Origin of the sequence: Streptomyces sp. DSM 40868 (genome assembly GCF_011820545.1) — a bacterium.
In the GTDB taxonomy this organism is placed as follows: domain Bacteria; phylum Actinomycetota; class Actinomycetes; order Streptomycetales; family Streptomycetaceae; genus Streptomyces; species Streptomyces eurythermus.
The window spans coordinates 8,808,122-8,830,118 of the sequence record NZ_CP050504.1; the positions used below are offsets into that span (position 1 = coordinate 8,808,122).

Here is a 21,997-nt window from a genome sequence, read left to right on the forward strand (position 1 = left end):
CCGTCCGGGACCCACTCCACGCCGGCACCGGCCCCGCGCCGTCGCCGACGCTCTCCGCCTGGTTCAGCACGTCGCGCGCCTCGACCGCGAACTCGATCGACCCGGCCGGTGTCTCCACCCGTGTCATGCGCGCGAACGCGTCCCTCAGGTGCGCACGCAGGACATACACGAGGGTGAGTGTGATCAGCGGCCACACGAGGGCCTGAACGTATTTGAGAACGAGTTCGGCGATCTCCACGCACCCCATGGTGGCCGATGAGCGGCCCCAGGATGTGCGGAACATCGCAGACCGCCGAAGACGTGCTTCTGGATGCGTCGGCGGAGGTCTCGGCTCGGCGAGCTTCGGCTTCTGGGCGTCCTTGTCCGTGATCACGCGGTGTGGGTGTGGCCGGATGTGGATGCCGGCGCGGGGGCCGGAGTGCGGTTCTGTTCCCCGCGCCGGTGTGGTTCACGGGCAGGCCCCGTGCACGGTTCTACTTTTCAAGTCGTTGGCGATCGAGGCGCGGAGAGGCGCCAGTTCGGCGTCGAACGCGTCTCCGCGCAGTTCCGAGAGGCGTGGACGCCGTTCGAACTCCATGTCCGGCGCCGAGGCCAGGTGAACGCGCAGTGTCTCCCAAAGGTCGTCCTCACACCAGGCGGCGCGTTCGAGCGCGAAGAGTGCTGTCTCACGCAACAGCAGGGCACGAAGCAGCCCTTGCACCGATGCGGCAGAGGCGATCCGGGCCGCGTTTTCGTCCGCCCGGTATTCCGCCTGTCCGTCAAAGCGGTCCCGCAGCCGGCTCAACAGCCGGTGACACCCAAGCGCAGCGCGAGACAGAAAGTCCTGGAGTGGCTGGGCAAGGGCGACTCCCATGCCGACAATGCTGCTCTGGCGGTTGCCCCCGGCGTCGAACGCATGCTTATCGGTTACCTTCTGCCGCTCGTCATCCAGCGCGCGAACGGGCCTGATCACATCCGCCCGCGTTGTCAGGGCGTCCAGTGCGGTCTGGATCCAGGCAGCACTCAAAGACCTTCCGGTCGAGAGGCGGCCGAGGTCGTGGCCGAGCAGGGCAAGCCGAGCCAGGCAGAACTCGGCCGTTTGCCGCCGGTTCCGCCGGCCAGAGCGCGGTTGAACATCCGATCGTGGTGCGCCAGGACACGAGTCCGGTGGTGCCCGCCACCAACGCCCCCGAGCGGGTCGAGGTTCCAGTCGCAGGCCGGACACCAGATGCTGAACCGGTTGTCCGAAACCCGCAACGCCACCTGGCACCGCGGGCAGGCCAAGTCAACACTCTCATCCACGACGATGATCATCACTTGGCAGCGGTCCGCCCTGACAGGACCGAACCAGCCGCTTCCTCAGTCCCCACACGACTACAGAGCCCTGCCGGGCTTGAACTCATGCTGTCGTCTCAAGCCGGAACGAGGCCGGCGTAGCAGATGGCAGCCGTGACCAGGAAGTATCACTACGTCCGACGACCGTGGCCACTTCGACCGGCACTGGACGAAGGTGCGCTCCGACCCGTCCGTGATCTTGCGAACCGTTCTCGCCGACGGTGCTGTAGCAGGACACGCCGCTGCACGCTGACGCCGCCGCAGACAATGCAGGCTCCCTCCGTGTGCTGGGGAAGTGCGGCTTCATCGTCACAGGGAGAAGCCGGTGCTTCGCTCGGGCTCGTGACGAGGACATCGACCAGGGAGGTGACACCGGCTGCCGGTAGCGTGGTCACTGTGAGGGTGGGCACCGAGGAAACCCGGCTGATCGTACTGCGCGGCAACAGCGCCTCGGGGAAGTCGTGCGTCGCGGACGGCCTCCGTGAGAACTTCGGCCGCGGCTTGGCCCTGGTCGGCCAGGACAACCTCCGCCGCGTCGTACTGCGCGAGCATGACCGGCCCGGAGCGGCGAACATCGGCCTGATCGACCTGACGGCCCGCTACGCCCTGGACGCCGGCTATCACGTCGTGGTCGAAGGCATCCTCTCCGCCGACCGTTACGGCGACATGCTCACCCGGTTGCGCGCCGACCACCGTGGCCCGACCCACAACTACTACCTCGACGTGCCGTTCGAAGAAACCCTCGCCCGGCACGCCACCAAGCCGCTCGCCGACGAGGTCGACGCAAAGCGACTGCGTGACTGGTACCGGCCGCTCGATCTCCTGCCCGGCGGCATCGAGACGGTCATCGGCGCCGACAGCACCCTGCGTGAAACCATCGACCGCATCATGTTCGACACGGGCCTGGCTCACCTGCCCGCGCTGGACCGCTGACCGTGGCCCGGCCGACTGCGTAGATTCGCAGGGCGCTGCGGGCTGACAACCCCGTAACCATGGGCCCGGCTGTCGGAGTTCCCCGGCGGGGGCGGTGCCGGCCAGGATTGTCAGTGCCGCCTCCTAGCATGGCGGCCATGACGAACACGCAGGTGGGGGCGGTAGGGCGGGTGCTGCGCGAGATGGTCGGGGCCGGTCGGGAGGCCGAGGGGACGGGCCCGCGCAGTGGTGCCGCGCTGCGGGCAGTGGAACGGGCGCGGCCCGCGCGGTCGGTGGCGGCCAAGGTCGCCGCCGCGGGCGGAGCCGACGACAAGACGGCCGCCCTTCTCAGAGAGGTGACGAAGCGTCACCTCGGTGGGGACACGGCCCGCTGGTGCCGACTGCACGACGCGCTGGTCACGCACCCCGGCACCCTGCCCGAACTGCTCGCCGAGCCACCACTGTCGCCGGTGCCGGACGACACGCTCCGTCCGCCCGCACCCCGCAGTGTCCACCGCACGCTCGGCCTCCTCCTCGAACACACGGAGCCCCGGCATGCCGCGGCCGCGCTCGCCGCCCTGCCCGAGCGGGTGACGACGGAGCTGCTGGCCGGCGGGACGCCGCCGGCGCCCGCCCTCGTCACCGCCGTCCTCGACCACGGCGACACCCGCACCCGGGCAGCCCTGGCCCGCCATCCCCGGCTCGACACCCGGATCCTCGCCCGGCTCGTCGCGGTCGGCGACGCCCAGGTCGCCGCAGCCGTCTACCGCAACCCGCGTACCACTCAGTCCCTGCGCCGTACCATCGCGGAGCGGCTCGACACCGTTCCGCTCGACAACGCGCTGCGCGCCGAGCTGACGGCGCCGCACGGCCAGGTCCCGCGCACCTGGCTCACCCCGCTGCTCGGCTCGGGAGACCCGCAGCTCGTGGTGCCCGCACTGCGGTGGGGAGTACGACAGGTCGCCCAGCGGTACGCCCTGCTGAGAATCTGGGAGCGGACCGGCCCGGACGCCGTACGCGCCCTGCTCGACGACCCCGCCGCGGCCGCCTGGCTGAGCCGGGCCACCGTGGACGCGGTCACCGATGCCCTGGCCGCCCCGGACGGTGACGGACCGCGCCGGCTGCGCGCGCAGGGCGAGCCGTACGAGGACCCCGCCCGGCTGCCCGCGTTGCTCGCCACCGCCCGGGGCACCAGCACCCTGCGCGACCTGCTGTCCGAGCCGTACGTCCATGATCTCGACGCCCTCGCCGCGGCCCATGCCGCGACCCCGTTCATGCCCAAGGCCTGCGAGGAGCTGGCCCGCCACGAGGCGGCGAGCGACGCACAGCGTCAGGCGTTCCGCTTGTCCGTCCTCAACGAGCCGTGGCGGGCCGGGGGTCGCCGCGCGGGGAACACCAGCCTGCCCGCGCGCCGCCTCACGGAGGAGGAGCTCGACGGCAGCGCCGCCGTCTGGGCGGAGGGCATGGCGACGGCGGGGTTCCTCGACCCGGTCGAGCTGATCGGCACCGCGCGCCCTGCCCACCACGCCCTCGCCGCACTCGGGCGCCTCGCCGAACGGGATCTGCTGGGCACGGCGGCGGTCGCCGAACTGCGGGCATTGACCCAGACGCATCTGGGGGACCGGGAGGGAGCCTGGGCCGCACTCGACACCCTGCTGCCCGAACACGCGGGAACGGTCGCGGAGTTGATCGCCAAGGCGGGCAAGGCCGCCCCGGACGAGGTCGTCCCGGACGAGGTCGTCCCGGACGAGGCCCCCGCCGAGCCCCAACCGCCCGCCCAGCCCGAGCCGATGGTCGATGGCGCCGCCAGTCCCCAACCGCCGGCCAGTCCCCAACCGCCGGCCAGTCCCCAACCGCAGGCCGGGCCCCACCCACCGGCCGAGCCCCAACCCCCCGCCTCGGAACCCGCACCCCGGCGGACTCTCCACCGGCGCGACCGTGTGCACGCCCTGGCCGCGCTCGACCTGCTCTACTCCCTCGCCCCGGACGGTGCGCCCCGGCCGAAGGACCCCGAGGTGCTGCGCGCGCTGGCGGTGTACGAGCCGGCGACCGCGCCCGGCCTCGCCACCCCTCGCTGGTTCGCCCTCGCCTGCGCCTTCCACGGCATCCCCCCGTCCCCGAGCGGCTTCGCGTACGGGGCGCCCGGCCTCGCGGAGTTGCGCGGGCGACTCCCCGAGACGTACGGATCCGGTGCGCAGCACATCGAGCACGCCTACGTACAGGGCGTGCTGCCCGCCGACGAGTTGCTCACCCTGCTGCCCGCCCGGCGCCTGCTCCTGCTGCCGCACGACTGGCAGCGACTCGCGTTCGCCGACGCGTGGCGGGCCGCGCTCGCCCGTCGGCTGCGCGCCGAACTCGGCACCGACCCCGACGCCTGGCTCCGCCTGGCCGCGACCGTGACGGCGTCCGAAGCCGCCTCCGAGGGGCTGACCTGGGCGCAGCTGCTGCGGCGCGCGCAGTCCGGTGCGGGCCCGGCGGCAAGCGCGGGCACGACCATCGGCAGGACCGGACCGGCCACCCCCGACGAGGCGATCAAGGCTGCTGGAGCGGGGCGACCATCTGTGGGACTGGCCGGAGGGCACCCTGCTGTGCCTGGCCGACGCCGAGGTGGTCGACGCCGTCCTGCCCCGGCTCGGGCCGGACGGACCCTGGCTGCTCGCCGCGTACCTGCTGCGCCACGACCGCACCCCACGCACCGTCCTCGACCGGCTGCTCGCGGACCGCGACCCCCACGCGCTGCGCGTCCTGGCCGCCCAGTCCCGCTGGATGGAGCGCAGCGGCGCGGTGGAGCGCCTCGTCGGCCTCGACGACCCCGAGGTCGACCTCGCCCTGCTGCGGCACTGGAACCCCCGGCCCCTCGTCCACCGGATCGTGACCCGGTCACGGCCGGGTGCCGGGAGGCCTTCCCTGGGTGCACGGGTGCTCGCCGACTGGCGGGCCGGGAACTCCGCGTGGCCGGCCGGTGGTCTGATGTGGCTGTGCTCGGCCGAACCCGATCTCGTGGAGGCGATCCTCGAAACAGAGGGCGCGCGGCTCGGTCTCGGGCATCAACTACTCGGCTGCCTACGGCTGTTGCAGCACGGCGGTGCCGACCGGCTGGCGAGGCTCGCGGGACGGGACCTGCTGGGCCGCTCCGCCACCACCGTATGCGCGAAGGCCCTCGCGTCCCCCGATCCCGCCGCAGTCCTCCGCGCCCGGCTCGACCGGGAACTGGCGCCGGAGAAACTCGTCCGGAAGCTGCGGCGGGCCCGGCACGCCCCGCACGCACGGGACCTCATCGAGTCGCGCCCGCCGGGCGAGCCGGTGGACTGGGCCGCTCTCGAAGCCGCCCACGCCCAGGAGCCGTTGCCGTACTGGCAGGACATCATCCGCCTGGACGGCGTCCCCGAGGACGTACGGCTGCGACACGCGGCGCTGCTGCCGGAGCCGGGCCCCGACGGCCTGCCCGGCGGCGCGCGGCTCACCCGGGAGCGCGCCCGGCACGGACTCGGCGGCCTTTTCCACTGTGCACCGACCACCCAACTGGACGGGCTGCTCACGGCGGGTCTGCTGGACGGCGCGGACCTGGTGCGCCGCGTGACCCCGGCCGCGCGGCTGCTCGCCTACCTGGGCGCCGCCGCCCGTCGCACGGACGCCCCGCCCGAGGCCGCCGACGCCCGCGCCCTCCTCGCCGACCTCGTGCGTTCCGGACCCGGCACGGACCCGGCGGCCTGGCGCCGGGTCGCCCAGCGCCTGACCGGCCTCGACCCCGAGTGGGATCCGGCCTCCACGGTGGAGGCGCTGCTCACCGTCTAGCCAGGTCGCCGCCCGCCGGAGGCCCCAGTGCGTACAGGCGGACGGGAGAGGGCACCGCACCCGGGCCGGAAAGCGACCGTTCGTAGCCGGCGGCGACCGTCGCACGCCACGCGTACCAGCGCGGTTGCGAGGGCCGCCGGCCGGCTACGGGTAGAGCTTCTCGCCCTTGGCCAGCATCGCGACGAACTTCTCGATCCGGCGGGCCCGGGTCCCGGCCTTCTTGGCGTCCTGGATCCGGTACAGGATCGCGTAGCGGTTGCGCCGGTCCAGGGTCTCGAAGAACGCGGCGGCGGACGGCTCGGCGGCCAGCGCGGCGGTCAGGTCGTCCGGCACGGTCGCGGTCTTCGCGCCGTCGTAGGCCGCCTCCCAGCGGCCGTCCGCCTTGGCCCGGTCGATCTCGGCCTGCCCGGCGGGACGCATCCGGCCCTGCTCGATCAGCGCCGCGACCTTGTCCCGGTTGACCTTGGACCACTTGCTGTTCGGCTTCCGGGGGGTGAACCGCTGCAGCCACCACTCGTCATCCAACTTGGCCTTCCGACCGTCGATCCAGCCGTGGCAGAGCGCCACATCGAGGGCCTGCGCGTAGTCCAGCGCGACGATTCCCGGGCCCTTCTTGCGCAGCTTGAGCCAGATACCGGGACAGGACGCGTGATGCTCGGCCAGCCAAGCCTCGAACGCCTCGGCCGAGTCGAATGAGAGGATCTCCAAGTCCTGAGTCACCCCAGCAGTGAACCACCCCCGGGTGGCCCGCGACTCGACAACCGGTTCCGTCCGTCAGGACGCCATGCGGTGCAGGGCTTTGACCGTGTTCCAGTTCCGGGTGGTCGCGGTGATGCCTAGCCGGCGCTCGATGAACGCGTTGTTCAGCTTGGTACGCCCGTAGCCGCCCGGCACGTGCAGGTGGATCTCGTCGCCGAGCAGGGCGAACTCGGCGGTCTCCCCGGCCGGCGTCCGCAGGGCGGCCGCCCGCTCGGCGGCCGGTGTCCCGGCGAGGAAGGTGACGTGCAGCTTGGCCGGGTCGTCCTCGCGGTCCAGGTACGGGTTGGCGGCGACCGTCCGGTCCAGCGACTCGCCGGTGCGCAGCAGGACGCTCGCCGGTACGCCCAGCCCGTCGGCGAGGCGCTTCTCGATCCGCTCCCGCACCTCACCGGGCGCCGTCCCCGCCGGGTCGGCGAAGACCACGTTCCCGCTCTGCAGATACGTCTGCACCTCGTCGAATCCCAACGCCCCGAACAGCTCGCGGAGATCCTTCATCGTGATCCTGGCGTGGCCGCCGACGTTGATCCCGCGCAGCAGTGCGACGTACTTCCTCATTCTCGCCACCCTTCCACAGGGCCTGTGGCACCGACAAGGAAGGACCGCCGCGCAGAGAGCGGCGTCCAGTGGTGGTTCAGGCGGTCGGTGCCGTCTCGGGCGTCGTGGGCGCGGTTGTGCCGGTGTCCTGCGGGGTGTCCGTACGGCGCAGGGCGATCAGGGCCAGCAGGCAGGAGACCAGCGCCGCCGCGCCGCAGATCGTGAAGCCCAGCGCGTAGCCGTGGCCGAGCGCCCGCAGGGCCAGCGGCGCGGCACCGCCCGGTGAGGCGGTGGCCGGGACGGAGTTGACGGCCAGTGGGCCGCCTTCCGCGGCGACCTCGGCGGCGGCCGCCTTGACCTGCGGACTCAGCGCGGAGCGGTGCAGGTCGGAGCTGAACAGCGAGCCCGCGCGGCTGAGGGCGACGGCACCGATGACCGCCGGTCCCAGGGTGAACCCGAAGTCGCGCAGCAGGCTGGTGGAGGCGCTCGCCATGCCGGCGTAGCGCAGCGGGACCGTGTTCACGGCGGTGGCGGTGATCGAGGAGACGGTCAGCGCGAACCCGGCACCGACCAGTCCCAGGGGCAGCACCAGGGAGGTCAGCGCCCGGTTCTCCACCGGCAGGGTCGCGGCGAGGAAGTCGCCCGCGGCCATCAGCGCCAGGCCCACGGTGAGGATCCAGCGCCCGCTGACCCGCTCCAGCAGCCGTGAGGTGAGCGGGGCCAGGACCAGGGTCAGACCGTTGAGCAGCAGGAAGGCCACGGAGGTGCGCAGCGGGCTCTGGTGCTGCACGGGGCCCAGCCGGATGCTGGTGGCGTAGGCGGTGCCCAGGAAGCTGAACATGCCGACGACCGCGACGACCGAGGCGACGGCGAACGCCCGGTTGGCGAACAGGTCCAGGCGCAGCAGCGGGGAACGGGCGCGCCGCTCGGCGACGACGAAGAGCACGACGAACACCGCGGCGACCACGAACGCGACGACGACCGGCGTCGAGCCCCAGCCGTCCGTGGGACCCTGGATGACCGCGTACAACAGCGCGAACAGGCCGATGCCGACGGTGAGTTGCCCGCCGAGGTCCAGCGAGCGGCCCTCGGGCGCCCGGGAGTCGGCGGCGCCCAGCAGACTGACCACGGTGCTGGCCGCGGCGATCACCACGACCACCACGAACGCCGCGCGCCAGGAGTCGTGGCTGCCGGTGACGCCGCCGATGACGGGGGCGACGAACCCGCCGGTGGACAGGGCGGCCGCCCACACGGTGATGCCGCGCGCCCGGTCCCGGTGGCTGTGCGTGCCCGCCGCGATCATGGCGAGCGAGGTCGGGAAGAGCGCCGCCGCACCGAGGCCGGAGATCACCTGCCCGACCCACAGCAGGTGGACGCCGCCGCTCACGGCGGAGACGGCCTCGCCGACGACGACCAGGACGGAGCCGCCCACGAGCAGCCGCTTGCGTCCGAACAGGTCGCCCAGGACGCCGAAGGTGAGTTCCAGCACGGTCACCGGCAGCAGGAACGCGTCGGAGATCCAGGTCAGTTGGGAGCCGATCGGATGCAGGTCCTCTTGGAAGAGGCCGTTGAGGGTGGCGGGCACGGCGAGGGCGATCTGGGCGAGGCAGACCGCGAGACAGCCGGCGACGAGGGTGCCGAGCGGCAGCCGGCTCGGTGCGGGGCCGGCGGGGTGCGCGGAGGAAGCGGGGTCGGTCAGCGACATGGCGGGTCCAGGGGTGGAAGGCCGGGGGCGGGAAGGGGGAGCGGAGGGTCAGGAGTGGTGGCGGCCGACGACGAGGCGCGTGGGCCGGTAGGGGACGAAGGCCGCTCCGTCGAGGCCGAGGGCCCGCGCGGCGCGTTGCAGGGCGGTCGGTGTGGTGCGGCCGTCCCAGCGGCCCGTGGCCACCCGGTGTTCCAGGGCGTGCACGCCCGCGACGATTTCGGCCGCGGTGAAGGCGCAGTGGCCCTGGCGGGCGACGTAGGCCTGGCGCAGCAGGGCGCCGTCACCGGCGGCCCGTACCCGGGCGGTGAACGCGTTCTCCTGCTGCACGGGGACCAGTTGGTCGGAGGTGGTGTGCAGGTTCAGCAGCGGCACGGCCAGGCCCTGCCCGGCGGTGGAGGTGCGCTCGAGGCGGCGCACCGCCCGCGGGTCGGCGTGCACCCGGGCGCCCCGGGTCAGGGTGGTGAGGTCGGCGCGCAGGTCCAGTCCCGCCGTCCGGTACAGCGCCCGGACCTCGTCGGCGTGCTCGGAGGAGCGCAGCAGACCGGCGTAGTCCACGCCCGCGTTCCAGGAGGTGTTGCCGCCCGCCGACTGCTCGACGGAGTACCGCGCGGGCACGATGAACGACAGCACGCCCTGGGCGAACCAGGCGTACTGCTGGGCCTCCTGCCCCTCGGCGTCGCCGGGCGCGGGCGGGTTCTGTCCCGGGGCCCAGTCGGGCAGGTTGAGGTACGCGGCGGCGAGCGCGATCCGCGCCCGGCCCGCGGGGGTGGCCTGGGCGCGCTCCACGGCGGCGGTGAGCCGGGCCGCGGTCGCGGCGGCCGCGTCCTGGTCGGCGAAGTCCACCAGCCGCAGGTGCTCGTCCGGAGCGAGCAGGGAGGCGATCGTGTACTCGGCGTCCAGCTGGTAGTTGTCCAGGTCGACACCGCCGGCGACCAGGCCGCACAGGCCCAGGGCGCCGTCGATGCGGTCGCCCGCGTCCCGCGCGAGCCGGGCGTTGACCAGGCCGCCCATGGACTGCCCGACGGACAGGGTACGGGCGGGGCGGCCCGCTGCGGCGGCGAACGCCTCCTGGGTGGCGAGCTGGTCGCGTTCGGCGCTCTCCAGCGCCCACCAGGGGCCGTTGGGGTCGTAGGAGGAACCGGCCAGTGCGTAGCCCTCGGCCAGGAGGGCCCGGCCCGCGGCGGGGGAGGGCGCGTTCTGGGCGGTGGTGGGGCCGTAGCCGTGGCTGAACAGCAGCAGGGTGCCGTTCCAGTCGGCGGGCACGTCGGCGATCCAGCTCGCGCCGTCCGGGAGGCGCCCGCTCAGGTGGCGCGTGGTGGCGGCGGCCGGTGCGGTGCTCTGCGGGGTGTCGCTCCGTGCGGTGGCGGGAGCCGCCGCGGTGAAAGCGAGGGCGGCGGCCAGCGCGGCCGCGCCGAGCGCGAACTTCGGCATGTGCGGGCTCATCTCTGTACGGCGGGTGGGGGCTGTACGGCGGATGGGGCTTTGCGGCGGATGGGCGTGCTCCGCCGGGAGCGGCATGTCGGTACGGATAAGGCGTACGAGGGGTGCGCGGGCGAGGAAACGACCGCCGAAGGTGCCTCGGGGTGCCGTTCGGCGGGCTGTGCCGGCCGTGCTGGTGTCCGTGGGCCGCCGATGGGCGGACCGACGGCGTGGCGGAAGGGTCCGCGCGGCCCCGGCCCCAGCGGCGGGTGCGCCGAATATAGGGCCGATCGTGGACGACGGTCAATGAAGTGACGAACGTTTGCTGAGGCCGGTCGTACGGCTGCCGGCGGCCACGCCGGTACGGCGGCCCGCAGTCAAGGGAAGGCTGTGCCCGCAGGGAGGCCGGACCCGTGGAACGGTCGTGCGCTGGGAACGGCCGTACGCGTGGCTCGCCCGTACCCGCCCCGCTCAGCCCTGTCCGGCCGCCGGCTCCGCCGGAATGGTGTCCAGCACCGCGTCGGCCAACTGCTTGGCCGGGGCGTCGTACCGGGCGGACAGGGTGCGGAAGACGTGCTCGGCGCGGATGGCGGGCCAGTCCGCGGGAAGGTGCTCCGCGGGCAGGCGCGGATCGGAGCGGACGACCTGCAGCCAGTCGGTGTGCAGCAACAGCTGCCGGGCCAGGTCGTCCGGGGCGGACGGCAGCGGGTCCGGGCGGTCCCACTGGTCGAGGAAGGCGCGGTAGCGCTCGGCGATGCCGGCCGTGTCGAAGGCCCGGTGCAGCAGCTGGGCGGCCTCGGTCGGCTCGGCCGCGCGCCCCCGCAGCACATTGAGGTGGTCCTCCAAGCCGAGCCCGGCGACGACGGCGGGGACGTCCAGGTGGCCCGGCGCGATCCACAGGCCGTTCTGCAGCGGGCCGAAGCCGGCCCACACCAGGCGTGAGCGCAGGTCGTGCCGCTGGCTGCGCCAGGCCTCGGGCAGCGAGAAGCCGACCAGGGTCCAGGTCCCGTCCCAGTCGCGGTTGACGGCGCCGGCGCCCCAGACGCGGTCGTGACCGTCGCGCAGCACCTCGGTGGAGCGCGCGGTGAGCCCGAAGTACATCTTGCGGCCGCGGCGGTGACGGGCCAGCAGATCCCGCTTGACCATCCGGGTCAGCGTGGAGCGCACCGCGTCCTCGGAGACCCCGACGCGCGCGAACACGTCGATGACGCTGCCCGAGTAGACCGCGCTGCCGTGCTCCAGGACGTACAGGCCCAGGAAGCTCAGCATCAGCGTCTGCGGCCGCGCGGACGCCGCGGCCCCTTCCTCCTGGCCCGACGAGGGCTTGGTCTCTGTCCCGGTCACGCGGCTCAGTGTAGGGCGGACAGAAAGTTCGGCACACCATTGACGGCAGTAATTGAAACGCCTAACGTCCCCTTCGTCGGCACACCCGCGAGGCAAGGACTGCGCACACATGGATCTCTCGAACAAGGTCGCCGTCGTCACCGGCGCTGGACGCGGCCTCGGATTCGCCTACGCCTCCGCCCTGGCCCGCGCCGGCGCGGCGGTGGTCGTCAACGACGTGGCGGCCGACGCCGCCGCGCACGCGGTCGAGGAGATCACCGCGGCCGGCGGCCGGGCCGTGGCCGAGGTGGGACCGGTGGGTTCCAGCGAGGTCGCCGAGGCGCTGGTGGCCCGGGCCGTGGACGCCTTCGGCCGGCTGGACGTCATGGTCACCAACGCCGGCGTCCTGCGCGACCGCGTGCTGTGGAAGATGTCCGACGACGACTTCGACGACGTCGTCCGCGTCCACCTGCGCGGCACCTTCACCTGCGTACGGGCCGCCGCCGTGCGGATGCGCGAACAGGGCGAGGGCGGCCGCATCATCACCGCCTGCTCCCCGGCCGGGCAGCGCGGCAACTTCGGCCAGACCAACTACGCCGCCGCCAAGGCCGGCATCGCCGCGATGACCCGCACCTGGGCCATGGAACTGGCCCGGTCCGGCATCACCGCCAACGCCCTGGTCCCGGTCGCCGCCACCGGCATGACCCGCACCATCCCCGCCTTCGCCCCGTACATCGAGGCGTGGGAGGAACGCGGCGAGCCGCTGCCGGAGTGGCTGCGCAAGGCCGAGGGCTTCGGCACCCCGGAGGACGTCGCCGGTCTCGTCGTCTACCTCGCCTCCGACGCCGCGGCCTCGGTGACCGGCCAGTGCGTCGGCATCGGCGGCGACAAGCTGGCCCTGTGGTCGCACCCGCAGGAGATCGCCACCGCCTACCGGGACGGCGGCTGGAACGCCGACGACATCGCCGCGGCCTGGCCCGTCTCGGTCGGCCGCGAGCCCCAGACGTACGGCATCCCCGCCCCCCAGGCCCCCGGCGCCTGAACCTCCCACCGACCCACGGAAGGGAGCCGACGATGACATCCCCGAACCCCGGCCGGCTCGTCGCCATCGACGTCCACACGCACGCCGAGATCTCCAAGGACGGCCACGGCGCGCTCAGCCCCGAGCTGTTCGGCGCCTCCGCGGAGTACTTCAAGGCCCACGGGCACCGCACGCCCACCATCGACGAGATGGCCGCGTACTACCGCGAACGCCGCATGGCCGCGGTCGTCTTCACCGTCGACGCCGAGCACGCCACCGGCCACCCGCGCATCTCCAACGAAGAGGTCGCCGAGAGCTGCGCCGCCCACGCCGACGTCCTCATCCCGTTCGCCTCCGTCGACCCCCACAAAGGCCGGGCGGGGGTCCGCGAGGCCCGCCGGCTGGTCGAGGAGTACGGCGTACGGGGCTTCAAGTTCCACCCGAGCATCCAGGCGTTCGCCCCCGACGACCGCCTCGCCTACCCGCTGTACGAGGCCATCGAGGAACTCGGTGTGCCCGCGCTGTTCCACACCGGTCAGACCGGCATCGGCGCGGGCGTCCCCGGCGGAGGCGGCATCCGGCTGAGGTACTCCGACCCCATGCTGGTGGACGACGTCGCCGTGGACTTCCCCGAGCTGCGGATCATCCTCGCCCACCCGTCCTTCCCCTGGCAGGACGAGGCGCTGGCGGTGGCCACCCACAAGCCGTACGTGTACATCGACCTGTCCGGCTGGTCCCCGAAGTACTTCCCGCCGCAACTGGTGCGCTACGCCAACACCCTGCTCAAGGACAAGGTCCTCTTCGGCTCCGACTACCCGGTCATCACCCCCGACCGGTGGCTCGCCGACTTCGCGAAGCTCGACATCAAACCCGAAGTCCGGCCCAAGATCCTGAAGGACAACGCCGCCCGCCTGCTCGGCCTGACCACAGACTGAAACGGAGGCCGCCGTGCGCAACCAAGGCATCGGCTCCTGGCCCGCACGCCGAGCCCGCAAGACCCCCGGCCGGATCGCCGTGGTCCACGAGGACCGCGAGATCACCTACCGGCACCTGCACGAGCGGGTGCTGAGCCTGGCCCACGCCCTGCGCGCCCTGGGCGTGGCCCGCGGCGACCGGGTCGCCTACCTGGGCCCCAACCACCCGGCCTTCCTCGAGACCCTGTTCGCCGCCGGCGCCCTCGGCGCGGTGTTCGTCCCGCTCAACACCCGCCTGACCGCACCCGAACTGGCCTACCACCTCGCCGACTCCGGCGCCGCCGTCCTCGTGAACGCCCCCGAACAGACGGAGGCCGCCGCCCGGGCCGCCGCCGACGCCGGCGTCCCCCACCGCATCGCCCTCGCGGGACCCGGCCCCGGTGCCCTCGGCTACGACGACCTGCTCGCCCTCGGCGGCACCGCGCCGCTGGACGAGCCGGTGGCCCCCGACGACCCGTGCATGATCATGTACACCTCGGGGACCACCGGCCACCCCAAGGGCGCCGTCCTCTCCCACGCCAACATCGTCTGGAACAGCGTCAACGTCCTGGTCGACCTCGACCTGGCCGCCGACGAGGTCACCCTGGTGACCGCCCCGCTGTTCCACACCGCCGCGCTGAACATGACCTGTCTGCCCACCCTGCTCAAGGGCGGCCGGGTCGTCCTGCTCGGCGCCTTCGACCCCGACCGCGTCCTGCACCTGATCGAGAGCCACCGGGTGACCTGCATGTTCGGCGTGCCGACCATGTACGACGCGCTCGCCGCCCGGCCGCGCTGGCCCGAGGCCGACCTGACCAGCCTGCGCAGCCTCAACTGCGGCGGCGCACCGGTCCCCGAACGCACCATCGCCACCTACCTCGCCCGCGGGCTGGCCTTCGCCCAGGGCTACGGCATGACCGAGGCGTCCCCCGGCGTCCTCTTCCTGGACCGGGAGCAGACCTCCGCCAAGGCGGGCTCGGCGGGGGTTCCGCATTTCTTCACCGACACCCGCGTGGTCCTGCCCGACGGCCGTGACGCCGCGCCGGGGGAGCGGGGGGAGATCCTGGTGTCCGGGCCCAACGTCATGGCGGGCTACTGGAACCGGCCCGCCGAGACCGCCGCCGCGGTCACCGACGACGGCTGGCTGCGCACCGGCGACGTCGCCCGCACCGACGAGGACGGCTACGCCTACATCGTCGACCGGGTCAAGGACATGTTCATCTCCGGCGGGGAGAACGTCTACCCGGCGGAGGTCGAGAACGCCGTCCTCGGCCACCCCGCCGTCGCGGAGTGCGCCGTCATCGGCGTCCCCGACGCGCGCTGGGGCGAGGTCGGCCGCGCCGTCGTCGTCCTCAGGCCCGGAGCCCGCGCGAACGAGGCGGACATCCTCGACCACCTGCGCGGCCGCCTGGCCAAGTACAAGATCCCCAAGTCCGTCGTCTTCACCGAGGCCCTGCCCCGCACCGCCTCCGGCAAGCTCGTCAAACCCGCGGTGCGCGCGGCCCACGCCCCGGCCACCGCCGGCACCGACGACGGCCGCCCGCCCGCACCCCGCTGACACACACATACACACCCGCGCACAGGCACACACCCGCGCCGCAAGGACCGGAAGGACCCCCATGCCCACCACCGCGCACGGTCTCGACGAGCTGAAGTCCCTGGCCGGCACCGACCTCGGCCGCACCGACTGGCGGGAGATCACCCAGGACAGGGTGAACACCTTCGCCGACGCCACCGACGACCACCAGTGGATCCACACCGACCCGGAGCGCGCCAAGGCCGGCCCCTTCGGCGGACCCATCGCGCACGGCTACCTCACCCTGTCCCTGATCATCCCGCTCTTCAACGAGCTGCTGGAGATCGACGGCGTCTCCATGAGCGTGAACTACGGCCTGGACAAGGTCCGTTTCCCCAGCCCGGTGCCCGTCGGCGCCAGGATCCGCCTGCACGGCGTCGTCGACTCCGTGGAGGACGTCAAGGGCGACGGCGTGCAGATGCGGCTCACCTTCACCGTCGAGACCGAGGGCGGCACCAAGCCCGCGTGCGTCGCCCAGGCCGTCTACCGGCACTACGCCTGAGCCCCGGACAAGCCCGCCCGCCGGCACCCCGTTCCGGGGGCCGGCGGGCGGGCTTCGCTCACCTGGGTCATCCGGTGGTCAGTGTGGTCCACTTCTGGTTGGAGCCGCCGGTGCAGTCCCACAGCTGGAGCTGCGTGCCGTCGGCCGTGGAGAAGCCCGGGTCGTCGAGGCAGCGGCCGGAGGCGGGGTTGCGGTAGCCGCCGTTGTAGGGCTGCCAGACCTGGTTGGCGCCGCCGTGGCAGGACCAGATCTGCACCTTCGTGCCGTTGGCCGTGCTCCCGCCGGCCGCGTCGAGGCACTTGCCCAGGGAGCGCAGCGTGCCGTCGGTGTAGGCGGACCAGATCTGGTTGGCGCCGTTGCCGCAGCTCCAGATCTGGACGGCGGTCCCGTCGGCGCTGTTGGCGCCGTTGACGTCCAGGCATTTGCCGGCGATGCCGGACTGCACGCGGGCCGGGGCGGGCGCCGGGTTCTTCAGCCACCCGGCGCTGTCCGCGGCCTGGATGCCGCGGTGGAAGGCGTCGGCCATCTTCTGGTAGCCGGCGTCGTTGGGGTGGAGGGGATCGGCCAGGTCGGCCGTGGTCAGGCCGCTCATGTCCACGTACCCGACGTGCTTGCCCGCCGCCCGCGCGTCACTGACGATGCGTGAGGCGGCCTGGTTGTACGCGCCCCGGAACCGTTCCTCCGAGGCGCTGGTGGACACGACCAGGGAGGCGACGAGGACGGTCGCGTCGGGGGCGTCGGCGGTGACCTGGCCGACGAGCGAGCGCAGCCGGGCGACGGCGGTGTCGACCTCGGAGGCCCCCTGGAGGTCGTTGGTTCCGATGTGCAGGGTCACGACGTTGGGCCGGTAGCGGGTCAGCGAGGCGTCGGCGAGTGCGGCGATCTGGTCGATGCGGTATCCGGAGTGGCCTTCGTTGTCGGGGTCGGACATCGGACCGTTGCGCACCGTGCCCACGAAGTCCAGCGGATGCCCGTCCGCCGCGAGCCTGTTCCACAACGGTCCCCGGTAGCCGTTGCCCGTGCTGCTCCCCACGCCCCAGGTTATGGAGTCGCCCAACGGCATGAGGCGTAAGGGGGTGTTGGAGGCGGCGGAGGCAGGGGCCGCACCGGCCGTCGTGACCCCGAGCGCGGCGGCGACCAGCGTGACCAGGGTGAGGATCCAGGACTTTCTCATGCACACGTCCTCTTCTGAGAGTGTTGGCCGAGGCGAGGGAACTGCTCGCCGTCCATGGATTGACGGGGTAAGTTCGTGATATCGAACATTGATTGGCCTATCGAGCAACCTGGATGATAGGCGGTCAGCGGGACGCGTCAATCCTCCTCGCATGATTCGTCATGTCCTTCGAAACGTTCGCAAGTGCGGATGGCGACGCTTCCCTAGGCGCATTGGTCAAACACCGCTGTTCCGCGCTCATGTGCTGCCCGTATCGGCCGGGTTGGCGGAGCTCGGAGGTCGGCGGTGTTGACATGTCCGGAGGTCTCTCTAGTATCCGGGGGGCCCAACTTTCCGAATGCTGTTCGAAATTGCGAACTGCTTGGAATTCAAGGAGCCCTTGGTGCTCAGACGATCCGGCGGACGACTGTTCCGCCTCCTCACGACCGCCGTGCTGACGGTCACCGCGTCCCTGACGGCCGCCTCTCACTCCACCGCCTCCGCCGCGCCGGGCAGCCCGGCGCTCACCCCGCCGCTGGGGTGGAACAGCTGGAACAGCTTCGGGTGCGGGATCACCGAGGCCCAGGTCCGCCAGGCCGCCGACGCGATGGTGTCCTCGGGCATGCGGGACGCCGGCTACCGGTACGTGGTGGTCGACGACTGCTGGTTCGACCCGCAGCGTGACGCGCAGGGCAACCTGCGGGCGAACCCCACCAAGTTCCCGAGCGGAATGAAGGCGCTCGGTGACTACATCCACGGCAAGGGCCTGAAGTTCGGCATCTACCAGGTGCCGAACGAGCGCACCTGCGCGCAGGCCACGGGCGGCTACCCGGGGTCGACCGGCAGCAAGGGCCACGAGGCCCAGGACGCCGCCGCGTTCGCCTCCTGGGGCGTCGACTACCTCAAGTACGACTGGTGCTCCTCCAGCGGTACCCGTGACGAGCAGGTCGCGCGGTTCACGCTCATGCGCGACGCGCTGCGCGCCACCGGCCGTCCGATCGTCTACAGCATCAACCCCAACAGCCTGCACGCCATCACCGGCTCCACGTACAACTGGGGCGAGGTCGCCGACCTGTGGCGGACGACCGAGGACCTGCTCGACATCTGGCAGAACGGCAACACCAACAGCTACCCGATGGGCGTCGGCAACGTGCTCGACGTCACCGCGCCGCTGGCCGCCCAGTCGGGCCCGGGACACTTCAACGACCCCGACATGCTGGTCGTCGGCCGCCCCGGCCTGACGCTCACCGAGTCCCGCTCCCACTTCGCCCTGTGGGCCCTGCTGGGCGCCCCGCTGATGGCCGGCAACGACATCCGCACCATGTCCGCCGACGTGAGCGCCATCCTGCGCAATCCGCGTCTGCTGGCGGTGAACCAGGATCCGCTGGGCGCGGGAGGGCGCAGGGTGCGCGACGACGGCGCCACCGAGGTGTTCGCCAAGCCGCTGTCGGACGGTTCGGTCGCGGTGGGCCTGTTCAACCGGGGATCGGGTGCCGCGACGGTCACCACTTCGCCCGCGCAAGTCGGCCTGTCCGGCGGGCCGTTCACCCTCACCGACCTGTGGACCGGCGGCACGTCGAGCACGTCCGGGCAGATCTCCGCGAACGTCCCCGCGCACGGCGTGGCCGTGTACCGGGTGAGCGGCGGCAGCCCGCTGGCCGCCACCACCTCCCGCCTGCGCGGCGGGGCGTCCGGCCGCTGCGCGGACGTGGACAACGCCTCCACCGCCGCCGGGGCCACGGTCCTGCTCTGGGACTGCCACACGGCCGCGAACCAGCTGTGGACCACGTGGGCGGGCGGCGAGATCCGGGTCTACGGCGACAAGTGCCTGGACGCCTACGACCAGGGCACCGCCAACGGCACCCGTGTCATCACCTGGTCCTGCAACGGCCAGGACAACCAGAAGTGGACCCTCGGCCCGGACGGGACGGTCCGCAACGTCCACGCCGGACTGTGCCTCGACACCGACCGCTCCGGCACCGCCAACGGAACCCCGCTGGTCCTGTGGACCTGTGACGGCCGGGCCGCCCAGAAGTGGTCCCGCGCATGAGGGACATCGCGCGGCAGCCGTCCGGCAACTCCCCGAGGAGGCCACGATGACGATGAGGATCCCGGTCCGGCGGCCGTCCGGCGGCGGTACGAGGCTCGGCCGGGCACTCGCCTGGACCCTGGGTCTGCTGCTGGCGTTCGCCGTCGTCCCCGCCGCGGTGGGGCCCACGCCGGCCAGGGCCGACAACCCGATCGTGCAGCACGTCTACACCGCGGATCCGGCCCCGCTGGTCCACAACGGACGGGTCTACCTCTACACCGGGCACGACGAGGACGGCTCCACGTACTTCACCATGAAGGACTGGCGGGTGTGGTCCTCCGCCGACATGGTCAACTGGACCGACCACGGCTCCCCGCTCGGCCTGGCCACCTTCAGCTGGGCGTCCGCCGACGCCTGGGCCGGCCAAGCCGTGCAGCGCGACGGCCGGTTCTACTGGTACGTGCCGGTGAAGAACCGGGCCACCGGCCGGATGGCCATCGGCGTGGCGGTGTCGGACAGCCCCACCGGCCCCTTCCGGGACGCCCTCGGCCATCCGCTGGTGGAGAACGGCGAGATCGACCCGACCGTCTTCATCGACGACGGCGGCCAGGCCTATCTGTACTGGGGCAACCCGAACCTCTGGTACGTCAAGCTGAACCCCGACATGACCTCCTACTCGGGCGCCCCCACCAAAATCCCGCTCACCACCGCGGGATTCGGCACCCGCACCGGCGACCCCAACCGTCCCACGCTGTACGAGGAAGGACCCTGGGTCTACAAGCGCAACGGCCTGTACTACCTGGTGTTCGCGGCCAAGTGCTGCTCGGAGTTCATCGCCTACTCCACGGCACCCGGTCCGACCGGACCCTGGACCTACCGCGGGACGGTCATGCCCACACAGGGCGGCAGCTTCACCAACCACCCCGGGATCGTGGACTTCAAGGGCAACTCGTACTTCTTCTACCACAACGGCGCGCTGCCGGGCGGCGGCGGCTTCACCCGCTCGGTCGCGGTGGAGAGGTTCTCCTACAACGCCGACGGCTCGATCCCGACGATCAACATGACGAACGCCGGCGCACCGCAGACCGGCACGCTCGACCCGTACGTGCGCCAGGAGGCCGAGACGATCGCCTGGGGATCCGGGATCGAGACCGAACCGGCCAGTGACGGCGGAATGGACGTCGGCTACATCGACAACGGCGACTACATCAAGGTCAAGGGCGTGGCCTTCGGGCCGGGCGCTTCCTCCTTCACCGCGCGCGTCTCCTCGGGCAGCGGCGGCGGCACCCTCGAACTGCGGCTCGGCTCCCCGAACGGGACCGTCGTGGGCCGGTGCGCGGTGCCCCCCACCGGTGGCTGGCAGACCTGGACCTCGGTGACCTGCCCGGTCAGCGGTGCCACGGGAACCCAGGACCTCTACCTGCGCTTCACCGGCGGCAGCGGCTACCTGTTCAACGTCGACTGGTGGCGATTCGCCCCTGCCGCGTCCTGACCCGGCACAAGGCGATGCCCGAACAGAACGGAAGGTGCGTGATGACAAGGACGAGATCCCTCTTATGGCCCGGCCTGCTCGCGGTGTCGCTGGTCCTCGGCATGGGCGGCACGGCACTGGACCGCGCCGCCGCCGCACCCGTCAAAACCGCCGCCGCATCCGTCGACGCGGCTGCCGCGAGTCCCGGATGCGGCAAGGCACCGACGCTGACGAGCGGAACGTACACGATCCAGAGCGGCGGCAAGAACCGGAGCTTCATCCTGCGGGTCCCCGACGGCTACGACCGTACCCGCCCGTACCGGCTGGTCTTCGGCTTCCACTGGCTGGGCGGCACCTCCACCGACGTCGCCACCGGCCGCACCGTGGACCCGGGCACCTGGGCGTACTACGGGCTCCAGCGACTGGCGGACAACAGCGCCGTCTTCGTCGCGCCCCAGGGCCTCGACAACGGCTGGGCCAACACCGGCGGGCAGGACGTCACCTTCGTCGACGACATGATCCAGCGGATCGAGGCGGACCTGTGTGTCGACCAGACACAGCGCTTCGCCCTGGGGTTCAGCTACGGCGCCGCCATGTCGTACTCGCTCGCGTGTTCCCGTGCGACGGTCTTCCGCGCGGTCGCGGTCCAGAGCGGCGGGGTGCTCAGCGGCTGCGCCGACGGCACCCGGCCCATCGCCTACCTCGGAGTGCACGGGCTCAGGGACAACGTCCTCGGCATCTCCGGCGGCCGGGCGATGCGGGACAGGTTCGTCAGGAACAACGGCTGCACCGCCCAGAACCCGCCCGAGCCGGCCCAGGGCAGCCTGACGCACCGGGTCACCGCCTACTCGGGCTGCTCGGCCGGCCATCCGGTCGTCTGGGCCGCGTTCGACGAAGGACACATCGCCGCTCCGCAGGACGGCGCCCCGGGTGACAGCGGCTCCAGGACCTGGCTGCCGCAGGAGATCTGGAAGTTCTTCACGCAGTTCCAGACCTCCACCCCGTCCCCGGGGACGGCGACCTGCCAGGTCACCAGCACCGTCAACGCGTGGAACACCGGCCTGACCGCGAACCTCACCCTCACCAACACCGGCACGACCGCGATCGACGGCTGGTCCCTCGCCTTCACCCTGCCCGAGGGCCAGACCATCACCTCCGGCTGGAACGCCGACTACTCGCCCGCCTCCGGCCGGGTGACGGCCAGGAACGTCTCCCACAACGCCACCCTCGCTCCCGGCGCGTCGGTCGGCATCGGCTTCCAGGCCACCCACGCCGGCAACACCGCGGCGCCGGGCTCCTACGCCCTCAACGGCACAGCCTGCGGCTGACCGAGAGGCCACCGAGCGCCGACCGGCGAACACCGGCCACCGCGACGCCGTCACCCCCGGCCCGCTCCCTTGGGGCCGCGGGTGACGACGTACGCGAGGGAGCACATCGACGGCGGCCGGGCCGGGTGGTCTCCGGTGAACCCCGCGTGATTGTGTGGATGCCGTGGTGACCGAATGGCGACCTGTCGCCGCGTGCCCGGCCT

Annotated in this window: 17 protein-coding genes and 1 pseudogene; 10 read left to right on the forward strand and 8 right to left on the reverse strand. The window is 72.4% G+C overall.

Translation table 11 applies throughout. The features are described from left to right. Positions 1–448: 448 nt before the first annotated feature. Positions 449–1,006 (reverse strand): hypothetical protein, encoded by a 558-nt coding sequence (locus HB370_RS39660; RefSeq protein WP_167513125.1) that lies wholly within the window; start codon positions 1,004–1,006, stop codon positions 449–451. Positions 1,007–1,456: 450 nt separating this feature from the next. On the opposite strand from HB370_RS39660, the pseudogene HB370_RS42315 reads away from it, so the two are divergent. Together HB370_RS42315 and HB370_RS39665 are read left to right on the forward strand one after the other, a co-directional pair. Next, a pseudogene (locus HB370_RS42315) lies at positions 1,457–1,700 on the forward strand (GNAT family N-acetyltransferase); the annotation flags it as partial. 1 nt (position 1,701) lies between these two features. Then, positions 1,702–2,247 (forward strand): kinase, encoded by a 546-nt coding sequence (locus tag HB370_RS39665; RefSeq protein WP_167513126.1) that lies wholly within the window; start codon positions 1,702–1,704, stop codon positions 2,245–2,247. Positions 2,248–2,357: 110 nt separating this feature from the next. On the opposite strand, the gene HB370_RS39670 is transcribed toward HB370_RS39665, so the two are convergent. Further along, positions 2,358–3,485 (reverse strand): hypothetical protein, encoded by a 1,128-nt coding sequence (locus tag HB370_RS39670; RefSeq protein WP_167513127.1) that lies wholly within the window; start codon positions 3,483–3,485, stop codon positions 2,358–2,360. 1,204 nt (positions 3,486–4,689) lie between these two features. On the opposite strand from HB370_RS39670, the gene HB370_RS39675 reads away from it, so the two are divergent. Beyond that, positions 4,690–6,021, forward strand: a complete 1,332-nt coding sequence (locus tag HB370_RS39675) for a hypothetical protein (protein ID WP_167513128.1) — start codon at positions 4,690–4,692, stop codon at positions 6,019–6,021. Positions 6,022–6,165: 144 nt separating this feature from the next. Here the strand turns inward: HB370_RS39675 and HB370_RS39680 are convergent, their stop codons facing one another. The 5 genes from HB370_RS39680 to HB370_RS39700 all read right to left on the reverse strand — a co-directional run bounded on the left by HB370_RS39680 (position 6,166) and on the right by HB370_RS39700 (position 11,782). Next, positions 6,166–6,741 (reverse strand): YdeI/OmpD-associated family protein, encoded by a 576-nt coding sequence (locus tag HB370_RS39680; protein ID WP_244405887.1) that lies wholly within the window; start codon positions 6,739–6,741, stop codon positions 6,166–6,168. 54 nt (positions 6,742–6,795) lie between these two features. After that, positions 6,796–7,335, reverse strand: a complete 540-nt coding sequence (locus HB370_RS39685; protein ID WP_167513129.1) for a DUF1697 domain-containing protein — start codon at positions 7,333–7,335, stop codon at positions 6,796–6,798. A 76-nt stretch (positions 7,336–7,411) separates the two neighbouring features. Next, entirely contained in the window at positions 7,412–9,019 is a 1,608-nt protein-coding gene (locus HB370_RS39690; protein ID WP_167513130.1) for an MFS transporter, read from the reverse strand. Between the two features lie 48 nt (positions 9,020–9,067). Then, the gene (locus HB370_RS39695) at positions 9,068–10,450 is read right to left on the reverse strand and encodes an alpha/beta hydrolase (RefSeq protein ID WP_167513131.1); all 1,383 of its coding nucleotides are present in this window, start codon (positions 10,448–10,450) and stop codon (positions 9,068–9,070) included. A 459-nt stretch (positions 10,451–10,909) separates the two neighbouring features. Further along, entirely contained in the window at positions 10,910–11,782 is an 873-nt protein-coding gene (locus HB370_RS39700; RefSeq protein WP_348273516.1) for a PaaX family transcriptional regulator C-terminal domain-containing protein, read from the reverse strand. Between the two features lie 109 nt (positions 11,783–11,891). Here HB370_RS39700 and HB370_RS39705 point away from each other — a divergent pair, with 109 nt between their 5' ends. The 4 genes from HB370_RS39705 (at position 11,892) to HB370_RS39720 (ending at position 15,813) form a co-directional block, all read left to right on the forward strand. Beyond that, positions 11,892–12,803: an SDR family oxidoreductase gene (locus HB370_RS39705; protein ID WP_167513132.1), complete on the forward strand. Its 912-nt coding sequence runs from the start codon at positions 11,892–11,894 to the stop codon at positions 12,801–12,803. A 32-nt stretch (positions 12,804–12,835) separates the two neighbouring features. Next, complete coding sequence (locus HB370_RS39710) at positions 12,836–13,717, forward strand: amidohydrolase family protein (protein ID WP_167513133.1); 882 nt, start codon at positions 12,836–12,838, stop codon at positions 13,715–13,717. A gap of 13 nt (positions 13,718–13,730) precedes the next feature. Beyond that, complete coding sequence (locus HB370_RS39715; protein WP_167513134.1) at positions 13,731–15,293, forward strand: long-chain fatty acid--CoA ligase; 1,563 nt, start codon at positions 13,731–13,733, stop codon at positions 15,291–15,293. 61 nt (positions 15,294–15,354) lie between these two features. Next, positions 15,355–15,813: a MaoC family dehydratase gene (locus HB370_RS39720; RefSeq protein ID WP_167513135.1), complete on the forward strand. Its 459-nt coding sequence runs from the start codon at positions 15,355–15,357 to the stop codon at positions 15,811–15,813. Between the two features lie 67 nt (positions 15,814–15,880). On the opposite strand, the gene HB370_RS39725 is transcribed toward HB370_RS39720, so the two are convergent. Further along, complete coding sequence (locus HB370_RS39725) at positions 15,881–16,987, reverse strand: ricin-type beta-trefoil lectin domain protein (protein WP_167513136.1); 1,107 nt, start codon at positions 16,985–16,987, stop codon at positions 15,881–15,883. Between the two features lie 382 nt (positions 16,988–17,369). On the opposite strand from HB370_RS39725, the gene HB370_RS39730 reads away from it, so the two are divergent. From HB370_RS39730 to HB370_RS39740, 3 genes are read left to right on the forward strand one after another with little or no spacing between them, the layout of a single operon-like run. Then, entirely contained in the window at positions 17,370–19,016 is a 1,647-nt protein-coding gene (locus tag HB370_RS39730; protein ID WP_167513137.1) for an RICIN domain-containing protein, read from the forward strand. 46 nt (positions 19,017–19,062) lie between these two features. Further along, positions 19,063–20,487 carry a glycoside hydrolase family 43 protein gene (locus HB370_RS39735; protein WP_244405889.1) on the forward strand — a complete coding sequence of 475 codons (1,425 nt, stop codon included), beginning with the start codon at positions 19,063–19,065 and terminating at the stop codon, positions 20,485–20,487. 41 nt (positions 20,488–20,528) lie between these two features. Then, positions 20,529–21,794, forward strand: coding sequence for a cellulose binding domain-containing protein (locus HB370_RS39740; protein ID WP_167513138.1), 1,266 nt, complete (start codon positions 20,529–20,531; stop codon positions 21,792–21,794). Positions 21,795–21,997: the final 203 nt, after the last annotated feature.

What these genes read in the sequence shown, in the direction of transcription:
- HB370_RS39670 (WP_167513127.1), bottom strand. Translation starts at nt 3,485, where the DNA reads ATGGGCCGCGGCGAGGGCGTCGAGATCATGGACGTACGGCTCGGACAG.
- HB370_RS39685 (WP_167513129.1), bottom strand. Translation starts at nt 7,335, where the DNA reads ATGAGGAAGTACGTCGCACTGCTGCGCGGGATCAACGTCGGCGGCCAC.
- HB370_RS39690 (WP_167513130.1), bottom strand. Translation starts at nt 9,019, where the DNA reads ATGTCGCTGACCGACCCCGCTTCCTCCGCGCACCCCGCCGGCCCCGCA.
- HB370_RS39695 (WP_167513131.1), bottom strand. Translation starts at nt 10,450, where the DNA reads ATGCCGAAGTTCGCGCTCGGCGCGGCCGCGCTGGCCGCCGCCCTCGCT.
- HB370_RS39705 (WP_167513132.1), top strand. Translation starts at nt 11,892, where the DNA reads ATGGATCTCTCGAACAAGGTCGCCGTCGTCACCGGCGCTGGACGCGGC.
- HB370_RS39710 (WP_167513133.1), top strand. Translation starts at nt 12,836, where the DNA reads ATGACATCCCCGAACCCCGGCCGGCTCGTCGCCATCGACGTCCACACG.
- HB370_RS39720 (WP_167513135.1), top strand. Translation starts at nt 15,355, where the DNA reads ATGCCCACCACCGCGCACGGTCTCGACGAGCTGAAGTCCCTGGCCGGC.
- HB370_RS39725 (WP_167513136.1), bottom strand. Translation starts at nt 16,987, where the DNA reads ATGAGAAAGTCCTGGATCCTCACCCTGGTCACGCTGGTCGCCGCCGCG.
- HB370_RS39735 (WP_244405889.1), top strand. Translation starts at nt 19,063, where the DNA reads ATGACGATGAGGATCCCGGTCCGGCGGCCGTCCGGCGGCGGTACGAGG.
- HB370_RS39740 (WP_167513138.1), top strand. Translation starts at nt 20,529, where the DNA reads ATGACAAGGACGAGATCCCTCTTATGGCCCGGCCTGCTCGCGGTGTCG.